Consider the following 20,594-nt stretch of genomic DNA (forward strand, 5'->3'; position numbering starts at 1 on the left):
AAAAGCACATCTAAAAACAATTCCACCCAGCCCATAAATCACGCGAGTGAATTACGTACTGGGTGGAAGGAAATGAGACGTATGAGGCCAGTTAATGTTGGCTCACGTCACTACGGTTGCTTAATTAAACGTATCGACTTCTGCTCAGTGCCGGTTTGAAGCTGATAGATATACGTACCAGCAGGCAAATCGCTTCCCGACAAATCCAGCTGGTGTGCGCCGGCTTCCTGCCATTCTACGTTGGCCGGCTGCTTAACCACCTGACCCTGTAAATTGGTCAGTACACCCCGAACCTGACTATTCCGTGGCAGTACGTATTCGACTCGGGTATCCTGACGGAACGGATTAGGATAAGCCGTCATTGTCAGGTTCTTCGAGATCGTCTGTTCCGTAGGCAATGTGCGGATACTCGCCGTAAAGATCGACCCTGCTTTCGCCTGGAAACCAGGCTGTAGCACAACCGATTGACCGGCCGTATAAATCACACTAGCCCGTTGCGAAATCTGGTTGCGTGCTATCAACTGCGTAGCAGAGTGTTGAGATTCGGGAGCACTCGACTCTACTGAAGCGGTTATTACGTCCTGTGCCTGGCAGTAAGTACCTACTGCTACCAGTGCCATTATTTTGATAAGGTGCTGTTTCATAGCTGTGTATCGTTTACGTAACAAGCCTTACCGAACAGCCTTCAATTTCTGGTTGATGGCTTTGTTTTGACGCTTCAGGTTGCTAACAGCCCGTTGGAGCTGCTGATTATCCTTCTTCATCTCAATCATGTACAGCGTCAGCTCTTCAATTTTAGCCAGCAGTTTAGCGTCGGTTTTGTGAAGATCGTTGCCTTGCTCAACCATTTCCTGAGCCGATGGAATACCAGGCAGGTGCTTGTTGGCTTTAATGTAGCTTTCTACAGCCGACAGATTTTTCAGTTTGTAAGACTTATCAAAAACATAGTCGCTCCATTCCGACGTACCGTTCACCGCAACTTTTACTTTTTCGGTCAGAATACCTTTGCTCACGAACAGATTATAATCTTTTGGCGTATTGGTGATGCCATTGCCAATGATAACCCCTTCCTGATTCGTATTCTGCGCAAAACCTGCTTTGCTTTCCCATAGACCAGCGCTAGTAACGCCTTCGCGTCCTAATCCTAGTGGGCTTAGCAAGCTCAGAGAAAGCCCTACCAGCTTCACATCGCCGTTAGCGTCCACGGTCAACACTTTAACAAGTGGGTTCAGCAGGTCTAAAGTTATACCCAGATCGACCAGGGTAGAAGCAGGTGTGGCCTGTTTCAAGTTTGTGAAACGTAGACCTGAACGGTTGCTTTGTGACGAAGTAATCTCCAGTGTATTTTTAGGGGCCGTGTTGCCAATACCCACACTGACAGAATAAACGCCTGTTCCACCCAGAACAATTGAGTTGTTGGTACTTGTAAGCGCATATGTACCAATTGCCGTTGAGTTTTCAACTACTGTAGAGGTTGACGTAACCCCGGAACGATAGCCAATGAACGTGTTTTTGTTTCCTGAAGCGTTACCAAAAAAGCCGGCATGTTCTCCGATATACGTATTGTTAGAGCCAGATACATTGCCGTAACCTGAACCGTCACCAATGAACGAATTACCGTTACCAGATAACATAGCTTGCCCGGCAGAGTTACCGATACACATGTTGTAATTACCGGTTGTGTTTCTCTCACCAGCGTAGGACCCCAAGAAGAGGTTGCTTTGTCCCGTTGTGTTAAAACTACCCGCCTGGTTACCAATAAACACGTTGGTAAAACCTGATGTGTTATCTTTCCCTGCCAGCCAACCGACAAATGTGTTAAAATAACCACTTGTAGTGGATTTTCCTGTCTGGAGGCCCATATACACATTGTTTGGTCCCGTCATTGTTGCGTTGCCAGCCTGAGGCCCAATTAACACGTTGTTAAGTCCTGGGCCGACCGCATTTGGGGTGTTTGCCACGTAGTTGGTTTGGGCATTTACCAGTAAAGGACTGGCCAAAAGTAAAACGTGTAGAAAGTTTACGTTTTTCATCTGTTGTAAATTTAAGATGGAACATTTGTTACTGTTATGCGTAAAATAATTTACGATAAATTACTGTATATATAAATTTAGAGTCAAACAAAATTGATTGAACGGTCCTTTTGAGTGCTACAAGTTACCGATTAAATTTAAAGGTTAATAAAAGGCGTACGTATAGATGATTTTCTGGCGATCAGTGCGCCATTTCAGGTAGTAGGATGTTTGATTGGCTTAATTCAAGTTCGATTCTCTGAGCTCATTTGATAGTATGTCCATTTTTCGATGGAAGCACTGCGAAAAATCGTTCACATGACTGAAATGGGGTTGTATTTAGAGCAGCTTAAGGATGTTTGTCGGCAGGCGGGCCTTGATCGGCAGCTCAATTTCGTTTAATACGTTCCTTACTTTTTTATCCTGAAAAGTATAGTTCGACCAGGAAGGTGAACTACGTTTATTCCGGCTTTCCTGGCTCTGTGGCAAGAGTTCCAATGGCTTTCAAAAGCATTGCCAAAGCCGATCTCTCATTTACAATCTCTTAAAACGTTTTATCTAACCAGGCGACTACTTGATTCCAACTCTCCACTGGAATCTTCGCATGCGTCGTATTCTCCATGACTAAAAACTCCTTTTTGTTACCCGGAACGAGATCATAAAACTCTTTCGCTTTCTCGAGAGAAAATAATTCGTCTTTATCGCCCATGCCTACCAATACCGGAATAGTCAACGTTTTAGGGAGTCGGAGTTCTTTGACATTGAGCATAGTCAAAAACCGAAGTGTATACCTGAAATTGAACAGGGGGTCTTTAGTAACCGTCATGCCTTCCCGATAATATTCAGCAGCCTGATAGGATGGCCGGAAAATAGAACTGGCAAAAATTTTTGCTTTTTCATAAAAGGTAGGCTGTGCAGATACGCCTTTTCTGCCTTCATAAGCTCCTGATAGTAAGACTAATCCAGCAATCTCATCTGGAATGGCGTCTGCTGCACAGATCGCTGAAGCTACGCCCAGGCTATGTCCCAGAATAATCACTCTGGAAAAACCAAGGCTTTTAACGTATCGCACCGATTCCACTAAATCAGCGATCCATCTTTCTTTACCTGGGCTATCTCCCCGGTTACCGCCCGATAAGCCATGACCTCTATAATCCAGTCCGAATGTTGTGTAGCCGCCTGCTGATATTGGTTTACCTGCCATATTGTATGGGCCACTATAGGCAGTTATGCCATGAAAAATCAAAACGGCAATATCTTTCTTTGATTGATCAATACTGTCTGGATTCCACCTTCTTAAGAAAAGTGTTTCTCCATCTGACGTAGTAAACAAATGATGCGCCCCTGCAAAATTTTCTCGTAAACTGGCGGCTTTTTCAGGCGAAATTCCAATATGATTTGTCTTTGATTTAGTTGGGAAAAACGCCAGGACTAATCCAATTATGAATATTGACACCAGTAAGGCGATGATACCAAATAAGATTCTTTTGCCTGTTTTTTTCATAATTGTAATTTTTTGTATAAATAAATGTATAATCTTTTTCGCCTTGAACAAGGGTAAAGTCCTGGGATGGGAAGCGTCGTGTATTTAGAGAGCCTACAAATCCAAAGAGGCTCGCGAACGATTAGCCAAGGTAGAGTCCTCCATCAATTTCCAGCGTCTGGCCGGTGATGAAAGAGGCTTCGTCGGAAGCTAGAAACAGGGCAGCATGAGCAATATCTTCGGGCTGGCCCAGCCGGCCCACGGCTATGCGAGACTGAATCATTTGCCTCAACGTATCGGGTACTGCCTCGAACATGGCCGTCTGGATGGCCCCTGGCGCGATGGCGTTAACTGTTATTCCGTATTTACCCAGTTCGCGGCCCCACACTTTTGTCATACCAATCAACCCGGCTTTGGCTGCTACGTAGTTGGTCTGGCCAAAATTGCCGTGAATACCCACCGACGAAGCCATATTGACAATTCGCCCATAGTGCTGACCAATCATGGTTTCCAGCACTGCCTGTGTACAGTTGAGAGCACCCGTCAAGTTTACATCAAGGACCCGTTGCCATTTCTCGGGTTCCAGTTTGCGCAGGGTTGAATCCTGAGTGATACCGGCATTGTTAACCAGTACATGAATTGTCCCAAAGCGGCTAAGAACTGTCTCGACGGCCTGCTGAACGATACCGACCTGCGTGATGTCGATACCAGGCATCGTCGTTACGGAGAGTCCTTGTCGGTTCAACTCGCTGGCAGTACGTTGAGTTGCTTCAGATTCAACATCCCAAATAACGACCTGCGCCCCTTCCTCGGCAAACCGCTCAGCAATAGCCCGTCCAATGCCGCCCGCTCCACCCGTCACGATGGCTACCTTTTGGTGTAATTTAGTCATGTTCAGGAACTGGTTTTTAAGTTTTATTACTAGCCGTTAAGTCACTTTGCAACGAACCCGAACGTAACGCTCTTATTCGTCAAAACGAGTGAATAGTAACGTAGCAGGGCCGGTAACCGTTTAAAATTAGGTATAACTGATATCAGTTGCCACCCGCTTGAGTCGATCTGGAAACTGTTTTCATTATCGAGTACCCGATTCCCGCTAAATGATCCAGTTGATTATTGACGGAAATAGTCACTCGATCAATTCGACAATCAGTTTGGTTTCGGAGCCTGTTACGGCCATTTCAAACGCTTCCCGAAGTTGGTCGAGTGGGTAATAACCGGAGATGATGGTTGACGGGACAATCAGCTTTCGTCGGGTGAGTTCGATGGCGCGACGGAAGTCGGTTGGGTGTTGGTAAATGATCCAGAGGACGATGGTGATCCCTCCACGGGCAATTTTGAGTGGGGTAAACTAAGCGGACTTTTCTGAAAGGCCCACCAGCACAATTTCCGACCCACGCGGTGCCCAGCGGCTACCAACGTAGCGGCACCTGCCGAGCCCGCACACTCGAAAACAGCCGCTACGTCGTTGGCTTCCCAAATTGCGTTTAGCGTCGGAGCGTCGCCCTGGGGGGAATGGCACCCTCGCGTACGGCCCTCTGTAGCTTTAACTCATTAACTTCACTAACGATCACACGATAACCTAAACGTAACGCTACGTGCGGGGGAATTTCTATTGTGGACGAAGCCATTTATCGAAAAACCAGATTGATAACGATTTTACTGTAAATATCTGGCTTTTGGATTTCACTCGCTATTTTCTGAATAATCACGTGAATAATGGATAAATCAACGTATTACTGACGCCAGTGGCTTCATTAACGCTTTTTACCCGGGCAACGTAACACCTGCTACTCACTGGAGGCCCGAAACAAATTCCGAACCTGCAATTGATCAACAACCTGCGCTTTGTAGTATCGACCAATGGGCAACGTTTGGCCTGCTACGTTGATGGAGGTTTCGGTCATAGACAGAATTTTGGATTTCGCTACGATAAACGACCGGTGAATGCGCAGGAATTGCTCACTGGGCAGAAGTTCCTCATAATACCCCAACGTTTGCCGGGTAGTGACCTGCCGGTTCAGTGTCGTGATTTTAACGTAGTCCCGTAAACTTTCCAGTGAGATAATTTCACCAAGATTAATCCGAATTAGCTGCCGTTCTTCTTTTACGAACAGAAAGGGTTCGTCAGTGGCTACAGCTGTGGTTTGTGGTGTTAATCGTTTCTGTGTGAAAGCTTTACCAATGGCTTTGATAAAGCGCTCGAACGGAATAGGTTTGATCAGGTAATCCAGTACGTCCAGTTCGTAACCATCCAGTGCATATTCCCGATACGCCGACGTAATGATCGTTTTAGGCGGATTTTGCAACGCCCACTGAGGCAAGGTACGTAGCAGTTCCAGCCCCGAAAGCTGCGGCATCTGAATATCTAGAAACAACAGATCGACCGATTTGCTTTGCAGGAACGTAAAGGCTTCTACCGCCGACCGGCATTTGCCAGCCAGTTCCAGTCCGTCAACCTGATTGACATAAGCGGCCAGTACGTCCAGCGCGATGGGTTCGTCATCAACCAGCAAACATTTGATCTTCATACGTTTTTTCTGATCTAAAATCACTACTGGTTAACGCAAGCGTCAACGTAGCGAGATACGTGCCGGTGCCATTTAGCTGCCGAAGCTGGTGCCGATTCGGATAAATCAATTGTAATCGTTTCGCGATATTGGATAAACCGATTCCGGTTGCGGGAGCCTCATTGGTTAGTTCAGGTTTGCTGTTTTCCACTTTGAAAACTAATTCGGTCGAACTCACCGTAAGCTGAATCTGAAGCCAGGCATCATCCAATTGGCGACTTATACCGTGCTTAAACGCATTTTCGACGAAGGGCAACAACAGGAGCGGGGCAATAAAGAGTCGATCGGTAGCACCGCTAACCTGTATAGACAAGTGCAGTCGATCTCCATAGCGAATTCGTTCCAGCGCTAAATAATTCTGCAAATAAGAAACCTCTTTGGGAAGTGGTACCTGCGCCAGATTGCCTTCGTAGAGCATATACTGCATCAATTGAGCCAGACGTAGCACTACTTCGCCCGCTTTTTGTGGATTCTGACTGGTTAAGCCGTAGAGGTTATTGAGTGTATTGAACAAAAAATGCGGATTGATCTGATCCTTAAGTGATTTTAACTCAATACGTTGATTAGCAATGACTAATTGTTGATTGAGCTGCTGCTGCCGAAACCCGAAACGTATCATGTGGAAGCCAATCAGCAACCCAGAGGTACAAAGTAGATAAAAAGCGCAGAGCATAAACCAGCCTAAATCCCAGGGCTTTTCCGTTTTCAATCGGGCGGGCTCAAACGGAACTAAGTACAGGTAATATGTCCCTTCCCAGTACAGCATTCCGCAAATCAAGAGTGCCAGTAATGTTAGCAGTCCAAATTGAACGTAGCGTTGGGTTAACAGATACCCTGGAATCAGGACATACAACGTAACGTAAGTGAAAATCAGTTGCGCAGGTAATTGCGCCAGCGCCGAAAGCAGATTTGCGACGTAGCGGTGTTCGAATTTGTCAATAGCCACTACCTGCAACCCGATATAGCACAGCCAGGCCACGAGATGAATGAGAATTTCCCGATAAACGGATGGCTGAAGTCGTGGCATGAGACAAAAACGAATAACCCCCAAATTAGTGAATTCAATGCTACGTTCGTTCGCAAAAAAATGTAATCGCTTTTTGCCGATGATAAACAACAACGAGCAAGCGACAGAAAACAGGTTAGAAGTGCGGAATGGTGTTGGCGTACTCTATACTACGTTCTGTCTCAGATAGATTGCTTTTTGTCTTATGGATTTGGCGGGTCTACAGCGCTACGTAATATTTACGACTACCAACCTATGATGAAAAGGCCGGCTGACTTCCTCGCTGGGTCGGTCGGCTTTATCAGGGTTGGTAAGGATCAGTCTCGTAAACTACTGCCCTGACATGAATATATGCCGTCTTTGTATGCTGTTCTTTGCTGTTTTGGGCCTGCCGCAAATGGCTATAGGTCAGAATAGCAAGTACGGATTTTACGTTGCCAGCCGCCAGAATCGAGTACAGATTCCCTTCGAGTACCGGTCGAATTTGATCATCATCCCCGTTTGCATTAATGAGCAGTATCCGATGCATTTCATCGTTGATACGGGTGTTAGTCATACCATTATTACGGATGCTAATGTCTTTCAAAATAGTACGTTCGCTACTAGCCGGACTATCAAATTGGCTGGCGTAGGTGGGTCAAACGCGCTCGTAGCTTCGGTTTCTACGGGCAATTCACTACGCATAGGTAAGCTTCGGAGCGATCTGCATACGTTGGTTATTCTGAGCGAAGATATCATGCATTTGTCGGAGTACGCCGGTATGCCTATTCAGGGAATCATTGGCTATGAACTCTTTGCTGATCTGGTTGTTACGTTGGATTTTGAACATCAGGTTATCACGTTGGTCAAGCCTGATAAATACAAGTATCGCCCCGCTGACGGCGAAAAACATCCAATTTCTATTCAGGAAAAGAAAGTTTACACGGATCTGTTGTCCGTATCAAACGGGCGCGCGTGGTCACCGCTACGTGCCATTATCGATACGGGTGCCGGACAGGCCTTGTTACTGGATCGATTTCAACGCTGTCAGGTGCCGGTACCTGATAAAGTCATTCCGGTATCGCTGGGAAAGGGGTTAACGGGTGAGGTTCGTGGTGAGTTGGGGCGATTATCCACAATCCGCGTGGGGCGTTATGTGCTGTCGGACGTGTTGGTGGCTTATCCAGATAGCCTGGATTTTGGCCTGAAACTAGCTCAACTGCCACCGCGTCAGGGAAATATAGGCTGTGAATTGCTACGTCGATTTCGTGTTACGTTTAATTACCCGGCGGGCTATCTGGTTATCAAACCTGTGAAACGATCAATCGATGAACCCTTCGTTTATGATATGAGCGGGCTGGAATTACGCGCTCGCGGAACGGAGTTTGACCAATACGTTATTACGCAGGTCGTTAAAGATTCGCCCGCCGAAAAAGCAGGTATACAAGTGGGCGATGAGTTGATCTGGGTTAATAATAATCCGGCGACCCAGCTCACGATGGGTGAAATATACAGGATGTTACTGGCTGGCGAAGGCAAGCAGGTTTCGGTGATTGTCCGTCGCCAAAGCCAGGTAAGCAGGCATCAGATTTTGCTCAAAAGGCTCATTTAGAGAGGATTGTGAGTGGCACTATTCACTAAACAACTCTTAAAACTTGACTATTAACTAAACCCGTTTTAAAATATGAACAGACTGTTTATAATTGGTCGGCTTTTGTTTGCCAGCGCGATGATCGCATTTGGCGTAATACATCTTGTCACGGGCAACTTTCCCACCAGTTTATTGCCAATTGCGGCTGATTTTCCGGTCAGGTTCACGCTTGTATTGCTTATGGGCCTGATCCTGATTGTTAGTGGCTTATGCATTGGTCTGTCGTGGAAAGCGGATAAAGCGGCTTTGAGTTTGGGTGCTCTTTTTCTGCTGTGCGCCTTTTATCCTCATCTGGTAAAATTAGTCTCGAACTGGTTTGCAGGTGGTACGTGGACGGTATTCGGTGAATTACTGGCGCTCAGTGCTGCTTCATTCTACATAGCAGGCCAACTAGAATCGCCAGTAGATACCGTTTTTGAGAACCGGTTTAACGTAGCAAAGTGGAGCAAATGGTTATTCACCGTTTCGCTGGTGATTTTTGGGATTCTCCATTTTCAATATGGAGCTTTCGTTGCTACGTTGATTCCAGCCTGGATTCCGGCTCGGCTGTTCTGGGCCTATTTTGTAGGAATAGCCTTTATCGCAACCGCTGTGAGTCTGATCAGCAACAAAAAGACCGTGCTTTCATCGGGCCTGCTTGGTGTTATGTTTTTGCTCTGGGTAGTGTTGCTACACGTACCACGCGCGCTCACCAAGATGCAATCCGAACCCGAATGGACCAGTTTATCCACCGCTCTAGCCATGAGCGGAATCGCCTTCTTCATGGCAGGTGCCGAACGGCAAAAAACGGGGTTGGGACGTTCTGCTACGTTGCCCGGAAGGGTTATCGTGGATCAGTAAGTTAACTGTCTTAAAATCTCTGGAGCAATGCCCTGATCGGCTATTGGAAAACTACAACTACGGCAGGTCGCCAAATCCTGATTTCTTACGATTCGCACAGCATTGGTTGTAGCTGATTTAGCGCGTTATTTTACATCAGCTTGCGGAATTTGACGGCCAGTAGAGCGAAATAGGCCAACTAGTTAATAGAGCATCCATTATTGTAATAACTTAAGGGCGTAGTTCCGTACTGGACGGGGCTCTTTGTTTCTAAACTCAAAGAACCTAAATGCTCATGTCAGAGAAAAAGATTATTGCCGTATTCGGTGCTACTGGTGCCCAGGGGGGTGGAGTTGCCAGAGCCATTCTTAATGATAAAAATAGTGAATTTGCCGTTCGCGCTATTACGCGGGACATCAGTTCAGATAAGGCTAAGGAGCTGGCGCAATTGGGAGCTGAAGTCGTAGCGGCTGATATTGATGATGAGCAAAGCCTGCGCACTGCTCTGGAGGGAGCCTTCGGAGCCTTCTTCGTAACCTTTTTCTGGTCGCATTTTTCCCCTCAGCGGGAGTATAACGAGGCACGTAGTATGGCCCAGGCAGCTAAACAGGCTGGGCTGAAGCACGTGATCTGGTCGACGCTGGAAGATACCCGCCAGTGGATTCCCCTGGACGATGATCGTATGCCTACCCTGCAGGGCAACTACAAAGTGCCGCATTTCGATGCTAAGGGCGAAGCCGATAAATTCTTTACCGATTTAGGCGTACCCACTACTTTCCTGAGAGCTTCTTTTTATTGGGAAAACTTTATCTATTTCGGAGCCGGACCCAAAAAGGGGCCGGATGATAAGCTGTATCTGACCTTACCAATGGCTGACAAGAAGATGGCCGGTGTGGCTTCGGAAGATATCGGCAAATGCGCTTACGCTATCTTCAGGGGAGGTACGGAATTTATTGGGAGAACTATCGGCGTGGCGGGTGATCAGCTAACCGGTCAGGAAATGGCTTCGAAACTTTCCAAAGCGATAGGGCAGGAGGTAAACTACAATTATGTTACGCCGGAGGTATACCGGGGCTTTGGCTTTCCAGGAGCCGATGACATGGGCAATATGTTCCAGTTCTACCGCGATTTCGACGAGGTGTGCAACAGTGTTCGGGATGTAGCCTTCTCTCGAAAGCTAAATCCCGAATTACAGTCGTTCGATACCTGGCTGGAGAAAAACGCAGCGAGTATTCCTTTGGAATAGAGGTCGGTAGAGCAGGTAGACCCTGGCGTAATAGCAGGATTGACAGTCTTTACGAATCTCAATCGCTCTTACTAAGTTAGCCGTAACGTGAATGCTCCAGTAATTCCGATAAGTTCTCAACCAATACCGATGCTATCCATAATCCTGGTCAGGTAATTTTGAAACAGACAATCTGTTCATAATCAATCGACTAGCATCATGGCTAAACACCAGGAATTAATCACTCAAGCCTACCACGCCTTTAATTCACGCGATATCGACGCTGTTCTGAACCTATTGCATCCCGACGTAGACTGGCCGAACGGTTGGGAAGGCGGCTACGTAAAAGGACATGACGAAGTACGCAATTATTGGCTTCGGCAATGGCAGGAACTGAATCCGAACGTAACGCCGGTTTCCTTTAGCGAAATGCCTGATGGACGTATCAACGTAACGGTTCATCAATTCATTAAAGATCTACAGGACAACGTATTAGCCGACAGTTCGGTAAGGCATATCTATACGATAGACCACGAAAAAATTAAACGAATGGATATTCTCCCCGCTTGACAGTAACAAAAACTACTTATTAACCCGCTGCACCAGCCCGAACAAAATGTGTTTTGGGCTGGTGTTTTATTTTATTTCAGCCTTATTCGTATGACTCATCAACTGATCTTTACTACGTACATTTCAGGTGTTAAGGAACTTGTTGTAGGCTTGGTTTACTACGTCAACTCCAGATTCAAATTGGCCTTTCTCAGTAAACTAGCCTTCCTGCACACTTTGTGTGGTGCTGCTCTGAATTAATTTTCAGTTCTTTCACGTAACGAAGGACGTAGCATCCCCTTTTATTCCTTAACCTGAAATCGTACGTAACAATGCTGGACCCGATACTTATTTTACTCATTGGGGTTGTCGTGGTAGTTGGCGGCATCATTGGCCTCAAATTGCATCCGTTTTTGGCCCTACTCTTAGCCGCGTTAACAGTTGCCTTGCTCACGCCTACCGAATTGGTCCAGCAGTATTTCATTTCCAAAGGCTTGTCAGAAGCCGAAGCGCTGAAGCAAGCCCACAAAAGCATTGGCGAACGTATCGCCACCGAATTTGGGAACACCTGTACCAAAATTGGTATTCTGATCGCGATGGCGGCCATTATTGGCAAAGCCATGCTCGATAGTGGAGCTGCCGAAAAAGTCATCCGCGCCATGCTCAAAGTGACGGGCGTTCAACATGCGCCAATCGGCTTCATTTTAAGCAGTTTCTTTCTGACGATCCCTGTTTTTGTGGATACCGTTATCTTCCTGATGATGCCGCTGGCAAAGGCGATGGGCATGCGATTGGGCAAAAATTACCTGTTACTGGCTTTATCGGTGATTGCTGGAGCTGTTATGGCAAACTCCTACGTACCACCCTCGCCCGGCCCCTTATTTCTGGTCGGTGCCCTGAACGTACCGATTGGTTTGATGATGGTTTGTGGCGTATTGCTCGGACTGTGCACCATCTCCGTGGGCTACCTGATAGCGGTTTTCCTGAATAAAAAATTCGATATTCCGCTCCGAGATTCACCCGATGCGCGTTTGGCAGACATCAAAGCCATTGCCGAAAAAGACGATAAAGAACTGCCTTCGTTGGGTTGGGCTTTGCTTCCGGCGGTTTTTCCGTTGGCCACCATTTGCATACGCTCGGCTGTAGAAGCGTTTCATAAACCAGGAACGCCTTTAACCGACAGTCCAATTCTCAATTCTGTTTTAGAGGTAATTCTTTTCTTTGGGGATAAAAATATCGCGCTGCTCATGGGTGGAATTTTCGCCCTTTTCGTGCTGGCAAGGCAGAAAAAAACGACTAAAGAAAAGATGACGGCTTTTGTTCAGACCGCGTTGATGAGTGGTGGTGGCATCATCCTGATTACCGCAGCGGGCGGTGCTTTTGGTGGTATGCTACAGCAATCGGGAATCAGCGACCGAATTGCCGACCTCACCAAAGGCTACCAGATGGCCCTGATTCCGCTGGCCTTTTTCATTGCGATGGTGGTACGTACGGCACAAGGTTCGGCTACTGTGGCACTAATTACGGCGTCAGGAATTTTGGCTGGAATGGCTCAAAATGCTAATCTAGGTTTTCATCCCGTTTACCTGTGTCTGGCTATCGGCAGTGGAGCGAAACTAATTCCGTGGATGAATGACGCTGGTTTCTGGATCATGTGTAAAACCAGTAACCTGACCGAGCGGGAAGCGCTCAAAACCATTGCGCCCATGCAAAGCATCATGGGTCTGACTGGCGTTATTCTGACCATGATAGCTGCCTGGCTTTTTCCATTGGTTTAAGTATATAAATTGTATAGGAAGGCCCCGGCAGCCGTAGCCAATGTGAGTATGGAGGCAATCACAATGCAAACTATCGTCATAAAAACAACGCCTGAAGACAACGTAGCAATTGTTGCCAACCCATCGGGATTAGACCGGGGTGCCGTTGTATTAAATGGAATTGTGCTCCAAGAGCCAATTCCGATGGGGCATAAAGTAGCCCTCAAAGCGTTTCAGGAAGGTGATGAAGTGATACGTTATGGGCAGGTAATCGGGTTTGCCAATCAGCTCATCAGGGAAGGAAGTTGGATTAACGAACGTATCATTAGCCTCCCGCAACCACCCAATCTGGAAGATATTCCGTATGTCCAGAGAAGCCTTCCTGAGATTGAACCGCTGGAAGGCTACACATTTCAGGGATACAAAAATCAGGATGGCAGTGCTGGCACCAAGAATGTGCTGGGAATCACAACCAGTGTGCAGTGCGTAGCGGGCATCACGGATTTTATTTGTCAGAAGATCAAGCGTGAATTGCTGCCATTGTACCCGAATGTGGATGACGTAGTGGCCTTTAATCACAGTTACGGCTGTGGTATCGCGATTGATGCTCCAGCCGCTATTGTGCCCATTCGTACCATCCAGCACATTGCGCAAAACCCAAATTTTGGGGGTGAAATCATGATTATCGGGCTGGGCTGCGAGAAACTACGCCCTGAGCGATTGTTGCCTGCTGATCAAAATTCGGCAGACAGTTCGATTCTCTATTTGCAGGACGAAGCTTTCGAGGGGTTTGGCGACATGGTTGACGGGATTATGCAACTGGCCGAAAAACATCTGCAAAAACTAAATCAGCGTAAACGTACTACCTGTCCAGCCTCCGATCTGGTCGTGGGGATGCAATGTGGTGGAAGTGACGCTTTCTCTGGACTAACAGGTAATCCGGTTTCCGGTTTCGCTGCCGATTTGATTGTGCGAACGGGCGGAACGGTGTTTTTCTCTGAAGTGACCGAAGTGCGGGACGCCATTCATTTGCTGGTGCCAAGAGCCGTTGATGCAAACGTAGCGCAGGCGCTTAAGGACGAAATGGCCTGGTATGATGCTTATTTACAGCAAGGTAGAGCTGATCGTAGCGCCAACACAACACCCGGTAATAAAGGGGGAGGCTTGAGCAACATTGTCGAAAAAGCCCTGGGATCGGTGGTCAAATCTGGAACGAGTCCGATTGTAGATGTGATATCGCCTGGTGAAAAGATTCGAAAGAAGGGATTGAATTTTGTGGCTACTCCAGCCAGCGATTTTGTTTGTGGTACGTTGCAATTAGCGGCTGGAATGAACATGCACGTATTCATCACCGGCCGAGGCACACCTTATGGATTGGCGATGGTGCCCGTGTTGAAAGTAAGTTCAAACTCGAAACTAGCCAATCGTTGGCATGATCTGATCGATTTTGACGCTGGTCCAGTAGCATTTGGTACGAAAACCATTGAAGAAATGGGTTGGGAATTATTTCACCTGATTCTCGACGTAGCAAGCGGAACCAAAAAAGTAGCAACCGACAAACTGGGTATTCATAACGATTTAGTTTTGTTCAACCCCGGCCCGTTGACGTAGCGTAATCTGAACCGGAATTTTCAGGATTGGAAAGATTTACAGGTTTGTCTGAACCGGGATTTTCAGGATTGGAAGGATTTACAGGATTTTGTTTTCGCTTCTTTGAAGCGCTTATCTACAAAATCTTGTAAATCCTTCCAATCCTGAAAATCCCGGTTCAGATTACGCTACGTTACACCAACGCTTTCCGGGCTTCCCGGTCGGGGTCATTGACCAGCAGCGGTGTATCATCCAGTACCATAGTTTCGCCATTCTGGGTTGTGTAAGGTTTCCAGGTTGGCAAACCACCGCCGTTTGGATTGCCGGTTTTTACGAAATTCAGGAACGAGCCCGCCATCTTCTCCGACAAGACTCTGGGGCGTTTCCCTCCGCCCGTATGCGTCAGCATCAAATCCGTGTTGTAGAACCAGAAACAGATATCGTCGCAGTGGAAGGCCCGCATTCGACCATCAAACAGGGGCGGTTGCCAACCAAACCACGCTACGTATACAGGCGCTTTTTGCTGCGAAACTTTAGCATCGGCGGCCGCTACGGCATTCTTACGGTTCGATACAACCAATGCCCAAATTTCAATGGGACGCGCTTTCGGGAAATTCTTCGCGTAGGCATCCACAATCTCGCCAGACTTCTCACCGAAACGAGGTTTGATTTTTTCTTTCACTTCGGCCAGCGAAATTTTCTCTAAAGATGAGTCGGTCCGACTAGGATTTTGCTCGTGGAACGTAGAGCAAATCATCAGCGGAATGTTGGCCGAGAAATGATTGGGGTCTTTGAAGAATGTATCGCCGTTCAGGTACGTACCATCGCCAACGGGCGAGTAACCTCCACGCTGCATATTCATCCGTTTCGCTTCATCGGCCATTTTTTCGACGGCACGGTTGGCAATGTCGATGTATTGCCGCCACGGAATCTGCTGGAGTTTATCGATTTCGCCGGGTTTCAGGCCCGCTTCCTCCATTACTTTCAAACCGAGCTTTTCGGCGTATTCTTTATTTACGCCAGTCAATGAGTTACCGCTCAGGCAAACGGCTTTGTGAAACAACCCTTTGGCCGACGGCATATTCATCAACGTAGTGACTTTAGCGCCCCCGCCTGATTGCCCGATGATCGTTACGTTGTTGGGGTCTCCCCCAAAATTGGCGATGTTGTTTTTCACCCATTCGAGGGCCGCCACCATGTCCAGATTTCCTACGTTGCCGGAAGCCTCATGGCCGCCAGCCGCTTTCAGGTGCGTGTAGCCCAGCGCACCCAGCCGGTGATTGAGCGAACAAAACACTACGTTGCCCAATCGAGAGAGGTTTTCACCGTGGTAGCCATCCTGCTCAATACCATTTCCGTTAACAAAACCACCACCGTGCAACCAGATCACAACCGGACGTTTCTGCGAATCCAGAGCGGGTGTCCAGACGTTCAGTTTCAGGCAGTCTTCCGATACGTCGTCGTAGTTCCAGTGATCTACGAATGAGGAATACGGATTCGCATATCGTTTCTCCATAATCTGCGGAGCCGAATTGCCCCACCACAGCGCCGGACGGATATCAGTCCATGACGCGGGTTTCTGGGGCGGCATAAACCGATTTTTCCCGGACGTATCAGCGCCGTACGGAATACCCAGAAACTGATGAATGCCCCGGAGAATAAACCCACGTACTTTACCGTATTCGGTGTTGGCAATGGCGATGTTATCGCCCACAAACAGAATCTGCTCGTCAGAAGATGGCTTGGCGAGCTTGGGCGGGTGCGACGTAGCAGCAATGGTTTCGTGGGATACACCCAGACCAGCCACGCCAACGCCGAGCGATTGGAGGAAGTTACGTCTTGTCGCTTTCATGAGAACGTTTCGTTAAGAATCAGACACATACTAAAGCACAGACAGTATCCAATCTAAGCATGGTCATTGGTTATATTCGAATGCGAGCTAACTATGAACAATACATAACGTAATAATCACTCTGGCAACCCACAGGACGTAGTGGAATGTGTCGCTGTTACGTGTATCGATAATGGTATGCCGGGGAGGGGAGACGTATTGGTACTAATTTTGTAGAAATTCATGATCTGAAGCAACCAGATGTAGCTGTTACTACGTATAAATAGTAATGTCGAATTGACGTAGTAGAAATAACCTGCTTTACCGAAAACGCTACGTTACTACGTATCATTTGCCAGTTACCACAAACAGTTAAAAATCTGCCTGTTAACAATTAAACACCATAATTGGCAGTTAAAGACAAGTAATGACTTTCTTCTAATAACCGTTTAACAAATCAAACAACCATGCAAAACAACCTGATCGTTAATGCCACGTTGGCAGCTATGCTTCTCACCAGCACTACGTTTGCCACGATTGTTGTTAAGGAATCTCCGGTAAAATCCGCTGTTCGAAAGGGCACTGCCAAAGCCGTTACGTATACGGTCGACCCGGCGCAGAGCGCGATTAACTGGAACGCTAAAAAAGTGACCGGCAAACATGACGGCACCGTGAAAATGGCAAAGGGCCAACTCACCGTCGATGGCAACAAACTCACAGGTGGAACCTTCGTGGCTGATATGACGACGATGCGGGATATCGACAAAGGCGAATCGAATCCGTTTAATGAACGACTGGTCAATCACTTACGGAGCGAGGATTTTTTTGGCGTGGAAAAATATCCAACCGCTACGTTTAAAATTACGGATGTGAAACCCATTGCGAATGCCAAAGCAGGCGAACCCAACTATACTGTTAGTGGCGACTTAACCATTAAAGACATCACCAAACCCCAGACGTTTCCGGCTACGGTGAACATCAATGGCAACGTAGCGCAGGCGACTGCCAAAATGGTTGTTAACCGCCTGGAATACGACATTAAATATCGGGCGGCCATCATCGGTACGGCTGCTGACAAAATCATCGATGACACTTTCTCGCTGGATTTAAAAATCGTGGCTAACAAAGCGTCGATGTAAGCTATTTTTTGTCATTCTGAACGGGCCGCTCCGGCGGCCCGTTCAGAATGACAAAAAACAGTTCCTGCCCTTTTTAACCTGCTTCAATTCCTCAAGTATCCCCTCTTTTTCTGCTACGTTACGTAGTACTACCTTCTTCGATTATTTTCCAGAATAGTGAACATCCTGTAGATGGATTCGTGTAGATTATATTGTTCTTGTAATCACATTTACGAATCAGCTTTGGTCTTTTTTAATAGGAACGTAGCAGTAAACAGATGCTGATAATGCCTTATTTATCAATAGAGTTATCGCGTTAATTTTACGTTCTTCCTATGAAAACCTTTGTCTTTCTCCTTTTGGCGGTTAGCCAGTCAGTTTCCCTTGCTACCGCTCAGTCTGGGAACGCTCCCCGCGTGAAAACATCGCAGGGCACAATTGAAGGCGTCATCGAAAAAAATGGTGTCCGTTCGTTTAAAGGGATTCCGTTTGCGGCCCCGCCCGTGGGTGACTTACGCTGGCAGCCACCTCAACCCGCCAAAGCCTGGAGTGGCGTCCGGAAAGCCGACAAATTCGGCGCTATGGCAATGCAGCGGGCCGTTTTCGGCGACATGAATTTCCGTTCGAACGGCATGAGTGAAGATTGTCTTTACCTGAATGTCTGGACGCCCGCTAAAACCGGCAATGAGAAACTGCCTGTGTTAGTCTACTTTTATGGGGGCGGTTATATCGCCGGTGACGGTTCGGAGCCGCGCTACGATGGAGAAAGCATGGCGCAAAAAGGGATTGTTACCCTTACCGTGAATTATCGGCTCGGGCCATTTGGATTCATGGCTCATCCCGAATTAACTAAAGAGTCTCCCAATAAAGCGTCAGGTAACTACGGGTTAATGGACCAAAGTTTCGCGCTTAAGTGGGTTCAGCAGAACATTGCCGCTTTTGGTGGAGACCCGCAAAAAGTGACTATTGCTGGCGAATCGGCGGGTTCTTCGTCAGTAAGCGCTCAAATGGCCTCTCCATTATCGAAAAATATGATTCATGCGGCAATTGGTGAAAGCGGTTCTGTACTCGCTCTTCAGCCGTTAAGCACGCTCTCGCAGGCAGAGGAAATGGGCGTAAACTTCGCGAAGATGGTGGGCGCAACTTCGCTGGCTACTTTACGGGCCATGCCTCCCGATCAACTGCTTGAGGCCACGGCAAAACCGGAAACTCCCCGATTCCGACCCATCGTGGATGGCTATTTCCTGCCTAAATCACCGGTCGAAATCTTCCGGGCGGGCGAACAGGCCCACGTACCGTTGCTCGCCGGGTGGAACTCGGAAGAAGCGAACGCCAAGGCTATTCTGGGCAATGATGAACCCACGCCGGAGAATTACCGGAAAGGTGTACAGAAGCTTTTTGGGGAGAAGGCCGAGGGCGTATTGACCTTGTATCCCGCCACCAATCCGGAGGATGTTTGGCCAGCCGCCACCGCCCTCGCCGGCGACCGAATGGCTGGTTTCAGTACCTGGAAGTGGATCGATGCCCATAGCAAAACAGGCGGTAAACCCGTCTACCGCTATTACTATACTCGTCCACGCCCGTCCATGACACCCGAAATGGGTAATGCTGTGGCTGGAACCGCTGGTGGTGTTATTCGCGGAGCGGAAGCTGCGGCCGTTAAAGCTCCGCCCGCCCGCGGGGCCGTTCACTCAGCGGAAATTGAATATGCAATGGGCAATCTGGCTACGAACAAGGTTTTTGCCTGGAGCCCCGACGACTATAAGGTATCACAACAAATGCAGGAATATTTTGCCAACTTCATTAAAACGGCCAATCCTAACGGCGGAAATTTACCAAAGTGGCCAACCGTCAATGGCGACAAAGGCGTTCAGGTAATGCACATCGACGTAACGTCGGGAGCCCGCCCGGAACAGAATCGCGAGCGATACCTGCTGTTGGATCAGTCGAATACCAAATGAGTAAATAGATAATGTAAAATGAATAATGGGCAATGATAAGAGCTTGATAATCAGCAAGAATTATTCGTTTTACATTGTCCATTTAATAAGCTTCACCCAAACAATACGTAGCAGACCAACATGAGCGAAATTAAAAAAGAAGATATCAAACAGGAAGTGTTTGACCTTTATGATGACTATGCCCACAATCGGCTCGACCGACGTGACTTTGTGCAAAAACTTTCGGCCTATGCCGTTGGCGGAATTACGGTAGCCTCGTTGATGAGTTTTCTAATGCCTGATTATTACGGGGCTATTCAGGTAAAGGCTGATGATCCGCGCTTAAAATCAGACTACGTTACGTACCCATCGCCGAAGGGTGGAAAAAGCATCAAAGCCCTGTTGTCGATGCCTGCCGATGCGAAAAAGCCTCTCGGCGGAATTGTCGTCGTTCATGAAAACCGGGGGCTAAATCCGCACATCGCCGACGTAGCTCGACGAGCCGCTTTGGCCGGATTTATCTCAATTGCTCCTGACGCGCTGACCCCGTTGGGTGGCTATCCGGGTAATGACGACGCTGGTCGTGAGTTGCAGGCCAAACGTAACCGAGACGAAATGCTGGAAGATTTCATCGCGGCTTATGACTACCTGAAAAGTGATAAAAATTGCAACGGCAAAATAGGTGTTGTTGGCTTCTGCTTTGGCGGTTGGATTGCCAACATGATGGCGGTACGTGTTCCCGGTTTAGCAGCAGCCGTTCCGTTCTATGGCGGTCAGCCAGCCGCTGAAGATGTGCCCAAAATAAAAGCGCCTTTGCTGATACATTACGGCGCGTTGGATACCCGGGTCAATGAAGGCTGGCCTGCCTACGAAGCTGCCTTAAAGCAAAACAACAAAGAGTATACAGAATACATGTATCCGAATGCTAACCACGGATTTCATAACGACACAACCCCTCGTTACGACAAAGCCGCAGCTGAACTCGCCTGGCAACGTACCATCGACTTTTTTAAAGCGAAATTGACGTAGTAGTTCATAAACTTTTAAGAACAAGTTAGCAAAGG

At 47.6% G+C, this 20,594-nt stretch carries 16 protein-coding genes; 9 read left to right on the forward strand and 7 right to left on the reverse strand.

Annotation, left to right across the window (positions count from 1 at the left end; genetic code table 11):
• Positions 1-110: 110 nt before the first annotated feature.
• The 6 genes from IC229_RS18805 to IC229_RS18830 all read right to left on the reverse strand — a co-directional run bounded on the left by IC229_RS18805 (position 111) and on the right by IC229_RS18830 (position 7,092).
• A complete protein-coding gene (locus IC229_RS18805) occupies positions 111-644 on the reverse strand; it encodes a T9SS type A sorting domain-containing protein (RefSeq protein ID WP_190888550.1) in 534 nt (177 codons plus the stop codon).
• A gap of 27 nt (positions 645-671) precedes the next feature.
• Complete coding sequence (locus IC229_RS18810) at positions 672-2,033, reverse strand: bZIP transcription factor (RefSeq protein WP_190888551.1); 1,362 nt, start codon at positions 2,031-2,033, stop codon at positions 672-674.
• A 523-nt stretch (positions 2,034-2,556) separates the two neighbouring features.
• Positions 2,557-3,516 carry an alpha/beta hydrolase gene (locus tag IC229_RS18815; protein ID WP_190888552.1) on the reverse strand — a complete coding sequence of 320 codons (960 nt, stop codon included), beginning with the start codon at positions 3,514-3,516 and terminating at the stop codon, positions 2,557-2,559.
• 121 nt (positions 3,517-3,637) lie between these two features.
• Complete coding sequence (gene fabG / locus IC229_RS18820; protein ID WP_190888553.1) at positions 3,638-4,387, reverse strand: 3-oxoacyl-ACP reductase FabG; 750 nt, start codon at positions 4,385-4,387, stop codon at positions 3,638-3,640.
• A gap of 898 nt (positions 4,388-5,285) precedes the next feature.
• Positions 5,286-6,026 (reverse strand): LytR/AlgR family response regulator transcription factor, encoded by a 741-nt coding sequence (locus IC229_RS18825; protein WP_190888554.1) that lies wholly within the window; start codon positions 6,024-6,026, stop codon positions 5,286-5,288.
• A complete protein-coding gene (locus IC229_RS18830) occupies positions 6,001-7,092 on the reverse strand; it encodes a sensor histidine kinase (protein WP_190888555.1) in 1,092 nt (363 codons plus the stop codon). The genes IC229_RS18825 and IC229_RS18830 overlap by 26 nt, the downstream gene beginning before the upstream one ends.
• A 322-nt stretch (positions 7,093-7,414) precedes the next feature.
• Between IC229_RS18830 and IC229_RS18835 the strand changes: the two genes are divergently transcribed.
• The 6 genes from IC229_RS18835 to garD all read left to right on the forward strand — a co-directional run bounded on the left by IC229_RS18835 (position 7,415) and on the right by garD (position 14,662).
• Positions 7,415-8,662 (forward strand): aspartyl protease family protein, encoded by a 1,248-nt coding sequence (locus IC229_RS18835; RefSeq protein ID WP_190888556.1) that lies wholly within the window; start codon positions 7,415-7,417, stop codon positions 8,660-8,662.
• A 72-nt stretch (positions 8,663-8,734) separates the two neighbouring features.
• Positions 8,735-9,541 carry a DoxX family protein gene (locus IC229_RS18840; RefSeq protein WP_190888557.1) on the forward strand — a complete coding sequence of 269 codons (807 nt, stop codon included), beginning with the start codon at positions 8,735-8,737 and terminating at the stop codon, positions 9,539-9,541.
• A 274-nt stretch (positions 9,542-9,815) separates the two neighbouring features.
• Positions 9,816-10,766: an NmrA/HSCARG family protein gene (locus IC229_RS18845; protein WP_190888558.1), complete on the forward strand. Its 951-nt coding sequence runs from the start codon at positions 9,816-9,818 to the stop codon at positions 10,764-10,766.
• 198 nt (positions 10,767-10,964) lie between these two features.
• Positions 10,965-11,315 (forward strand): nuclear transport factor 2 family protein, encoded by a 351-nt coding sequence (locus IC229_RS18850; RefSeq protein WP_190888559.1) that lies wholly within the window; start codon positions 10,965-10,967, stop codon positions 11,313-11,315.
• 311 nt (positions 11,316-11,626) lie between these two features.
• On the forward strand, positions 11,627-13,072 hold the full coding sequence (locus IC229_RS18855; protein ID WP_190888560.1) for a GntP family permease: 1,446 nt from the start codon (positions 11,627-11,629) through the stop codon (positions 13,070-13,072).
• A gap of 63 nt (positions 13,073-13,135) precedes the next feature.
• Positions 13,136-14,662 carry a galactarate dehydratase gene (gene garD / locus IC229_RS18860; RefSeq protein WP_190888561.1) on the forward strand — a complete coding sequence of 509 codons (1,527 nt, stop codon included), beginning with the start codon at positions 13,136-13,138 and terminating at the stop codon, positions 14,660-14,662.
• Between the two features lie 172 nt (positions 14,663-14,834).
• Here the strand turns inward: garD and IC229_RS18865 are convergent, their stop codons facing one another.
• Positions 14,835-16,493, reverse strand: coding sequence for a carboxylesterase/lipase family protein (locus tag IC229_RS18865; protein ID WP_190888562.1), 1,659 nt, complete (start codon positions 16,491-16,493; stop codon positions 14,835-14,837).
• 446 nt (positions 16,494-16,939) lie between these two features.
• On the opposite strand from IC229_RS18865, the gene IC229_RS18870 reads away from it, so the two are divergent.
• From IC229_RS18870 to IC229_RS18880, 3 genes are all read left to right on the forward strand, one after another.
• Positions 16,940-17,611, forward strand: a complete 672-nt coding sequence (locus IC229_RS18870) for a YceI family protein (protein ID WP_190888563.1) — start codon at positions 16,940-16,942, stop codon at positions 17,609-17,611.
• Between the two features lie 314 nt (positions 17,612-17,925).
• Positions 17,926-19,551, forward strand: coding sequence for a carboxylesterase/lipase family protein (locus tag IC229_RS18875; RefSeq protein ID WP_190888564.1), 1,626 nt, complete (start codon positions 17,926-17,928; stop codon positions 19,549-19,551).
• A gap of 120 nt (positions 19,552-19,671) precedes the next feature.
• Positions 19,672-20,559, forward strand: coding sequence for a dienelactone hydrolase family protein (locus IC229_RS18880; RefSeq protein ID WP_190888565.1), 888 nt, complete (start codon positions 19,672-19,674; stop codon positions 20,557-20,559).
• The last annotated feature ends 35 nt before the right edge of the window (positions 20,560-20,594 follow it).

Origin of the sequence: Spirosoma profusum (assembly GCF_014699005.1) — a bacterium.
Lineage (GTDB): Bacteria > Bacteroidota > Bacteroidia > Cytophagales > Spirosomataceae > Spirosoma > Spirosoma profusum.

Bases quoted from the DNA above. Each gene is read 5' to 3' on its own strand.
- fabG (WP_190888553.1), bottom strand. From the start codon at position 4,387: ATGACTAAATTACACCAAAAGGTAGCCATCGTGACGGGTGGAGCGGGC.
- IC229_RS18875 (WP_190888564.1), top strand. From the start codon at position 17,926: ATGAAAACCTTTGTCTTTCTCCTTTTGGCGGTTAGCCAGTCAGTTTCC.
- IC229_RS18865 (WP_190888562.1), bottom strand. From the start codon at position 16,493: ATGAAAGCGACAAGACGTAACTTCCTCCAATCGCTCGGCGTTGGCGTG.
- IC229_RS18855 (WP_190888560.1), top strand. From the start codon at position 11,627: ATGCTGGACCCGATACTTATTTTACTCATTGGGGTTGTCGTGGTAGTT.
- IC229_RS18840 (WP_190888557.1), top strand. From the start codon at position 8,735: ATGAACAGACTGTTTATAATTGGTCGGCTTTTGTTTGCCAGCGCGATG.
- IC229_RS18825 (WP_190888554.1), bottom strand. From the start codon at position 6,026: ATGAAGATCAAATGTTTGCTGGTTGATGACGAACCCATCGCGCTGGAC.
- IC229_RS18810 (WP_190888551.1), bottom strand. From the start codon at position 2,033: ATGAAAAACGTAAACTTTCTACACGTTTTACTTTTGGCCAGTCCTTTA.
- IC229_RS18830 (WP_190888555.1), bottom strand. From the start codon at position 7,092: ATGCCACGACTTCAGCCATCCGTTTATCGGGAAATTCTCATTCATCTC.
- IC229_RS18850 (WP_190888559.1), top strand. From the start codon at position 10,965: ATGGCTAAACACCAGGAATTAATCACTCAAGCCTACCACGCCTTTAAT.
- IC229_RS18805 (WP_190888550.1), bottom strand. From the start codon at position 644: ATGAAACAGCACCTTATCAAAATAATGGCACTGGTAGCAGTAGGTACT.
- IC229_RS18880 (WP_190888565.1), top strand. From the start codon at position 19,672: ATGAGCGAAATTAAAAAAGAAGATATCAAACAGGAAGTGTTTGACCTT.
- garD (WP_190888561.1), top strand. From the start codon at position 13,136: ATGCAAACTATCGTCATAAAAACAACGCCTGAAGACAACGTAGCAATT.
- IC229_RS18835 (WP_190888556.1), top strand. From the start codon at position 7,415: ATGAATATATGCCGTCTTTGTATGCTGTTCTTTGCTGTTTTGGGCCTG.
- IC229_RS18815 (WP_190888552.1), bottom strand. From the start codon at position 3,516: ATGAAAAAAACAGGCAAAAGAATCTTATTTGGTATCATCGCCTTACTG.
- IC229_RS18870 (WP_190888563.1), top strand. From the start codon at position 16,940: ATGCAAAACAACCTGATCGTTAATGCCACGTTGGCAGCTATGCTTCTC.
- IC229_RS18845 (WP_190888558.1), top strand. From the start codon at position 9,816: ATGTCAGAGAAAAAGATTATTGCCGTATTCGGTGCTACTGGTGCCCAG.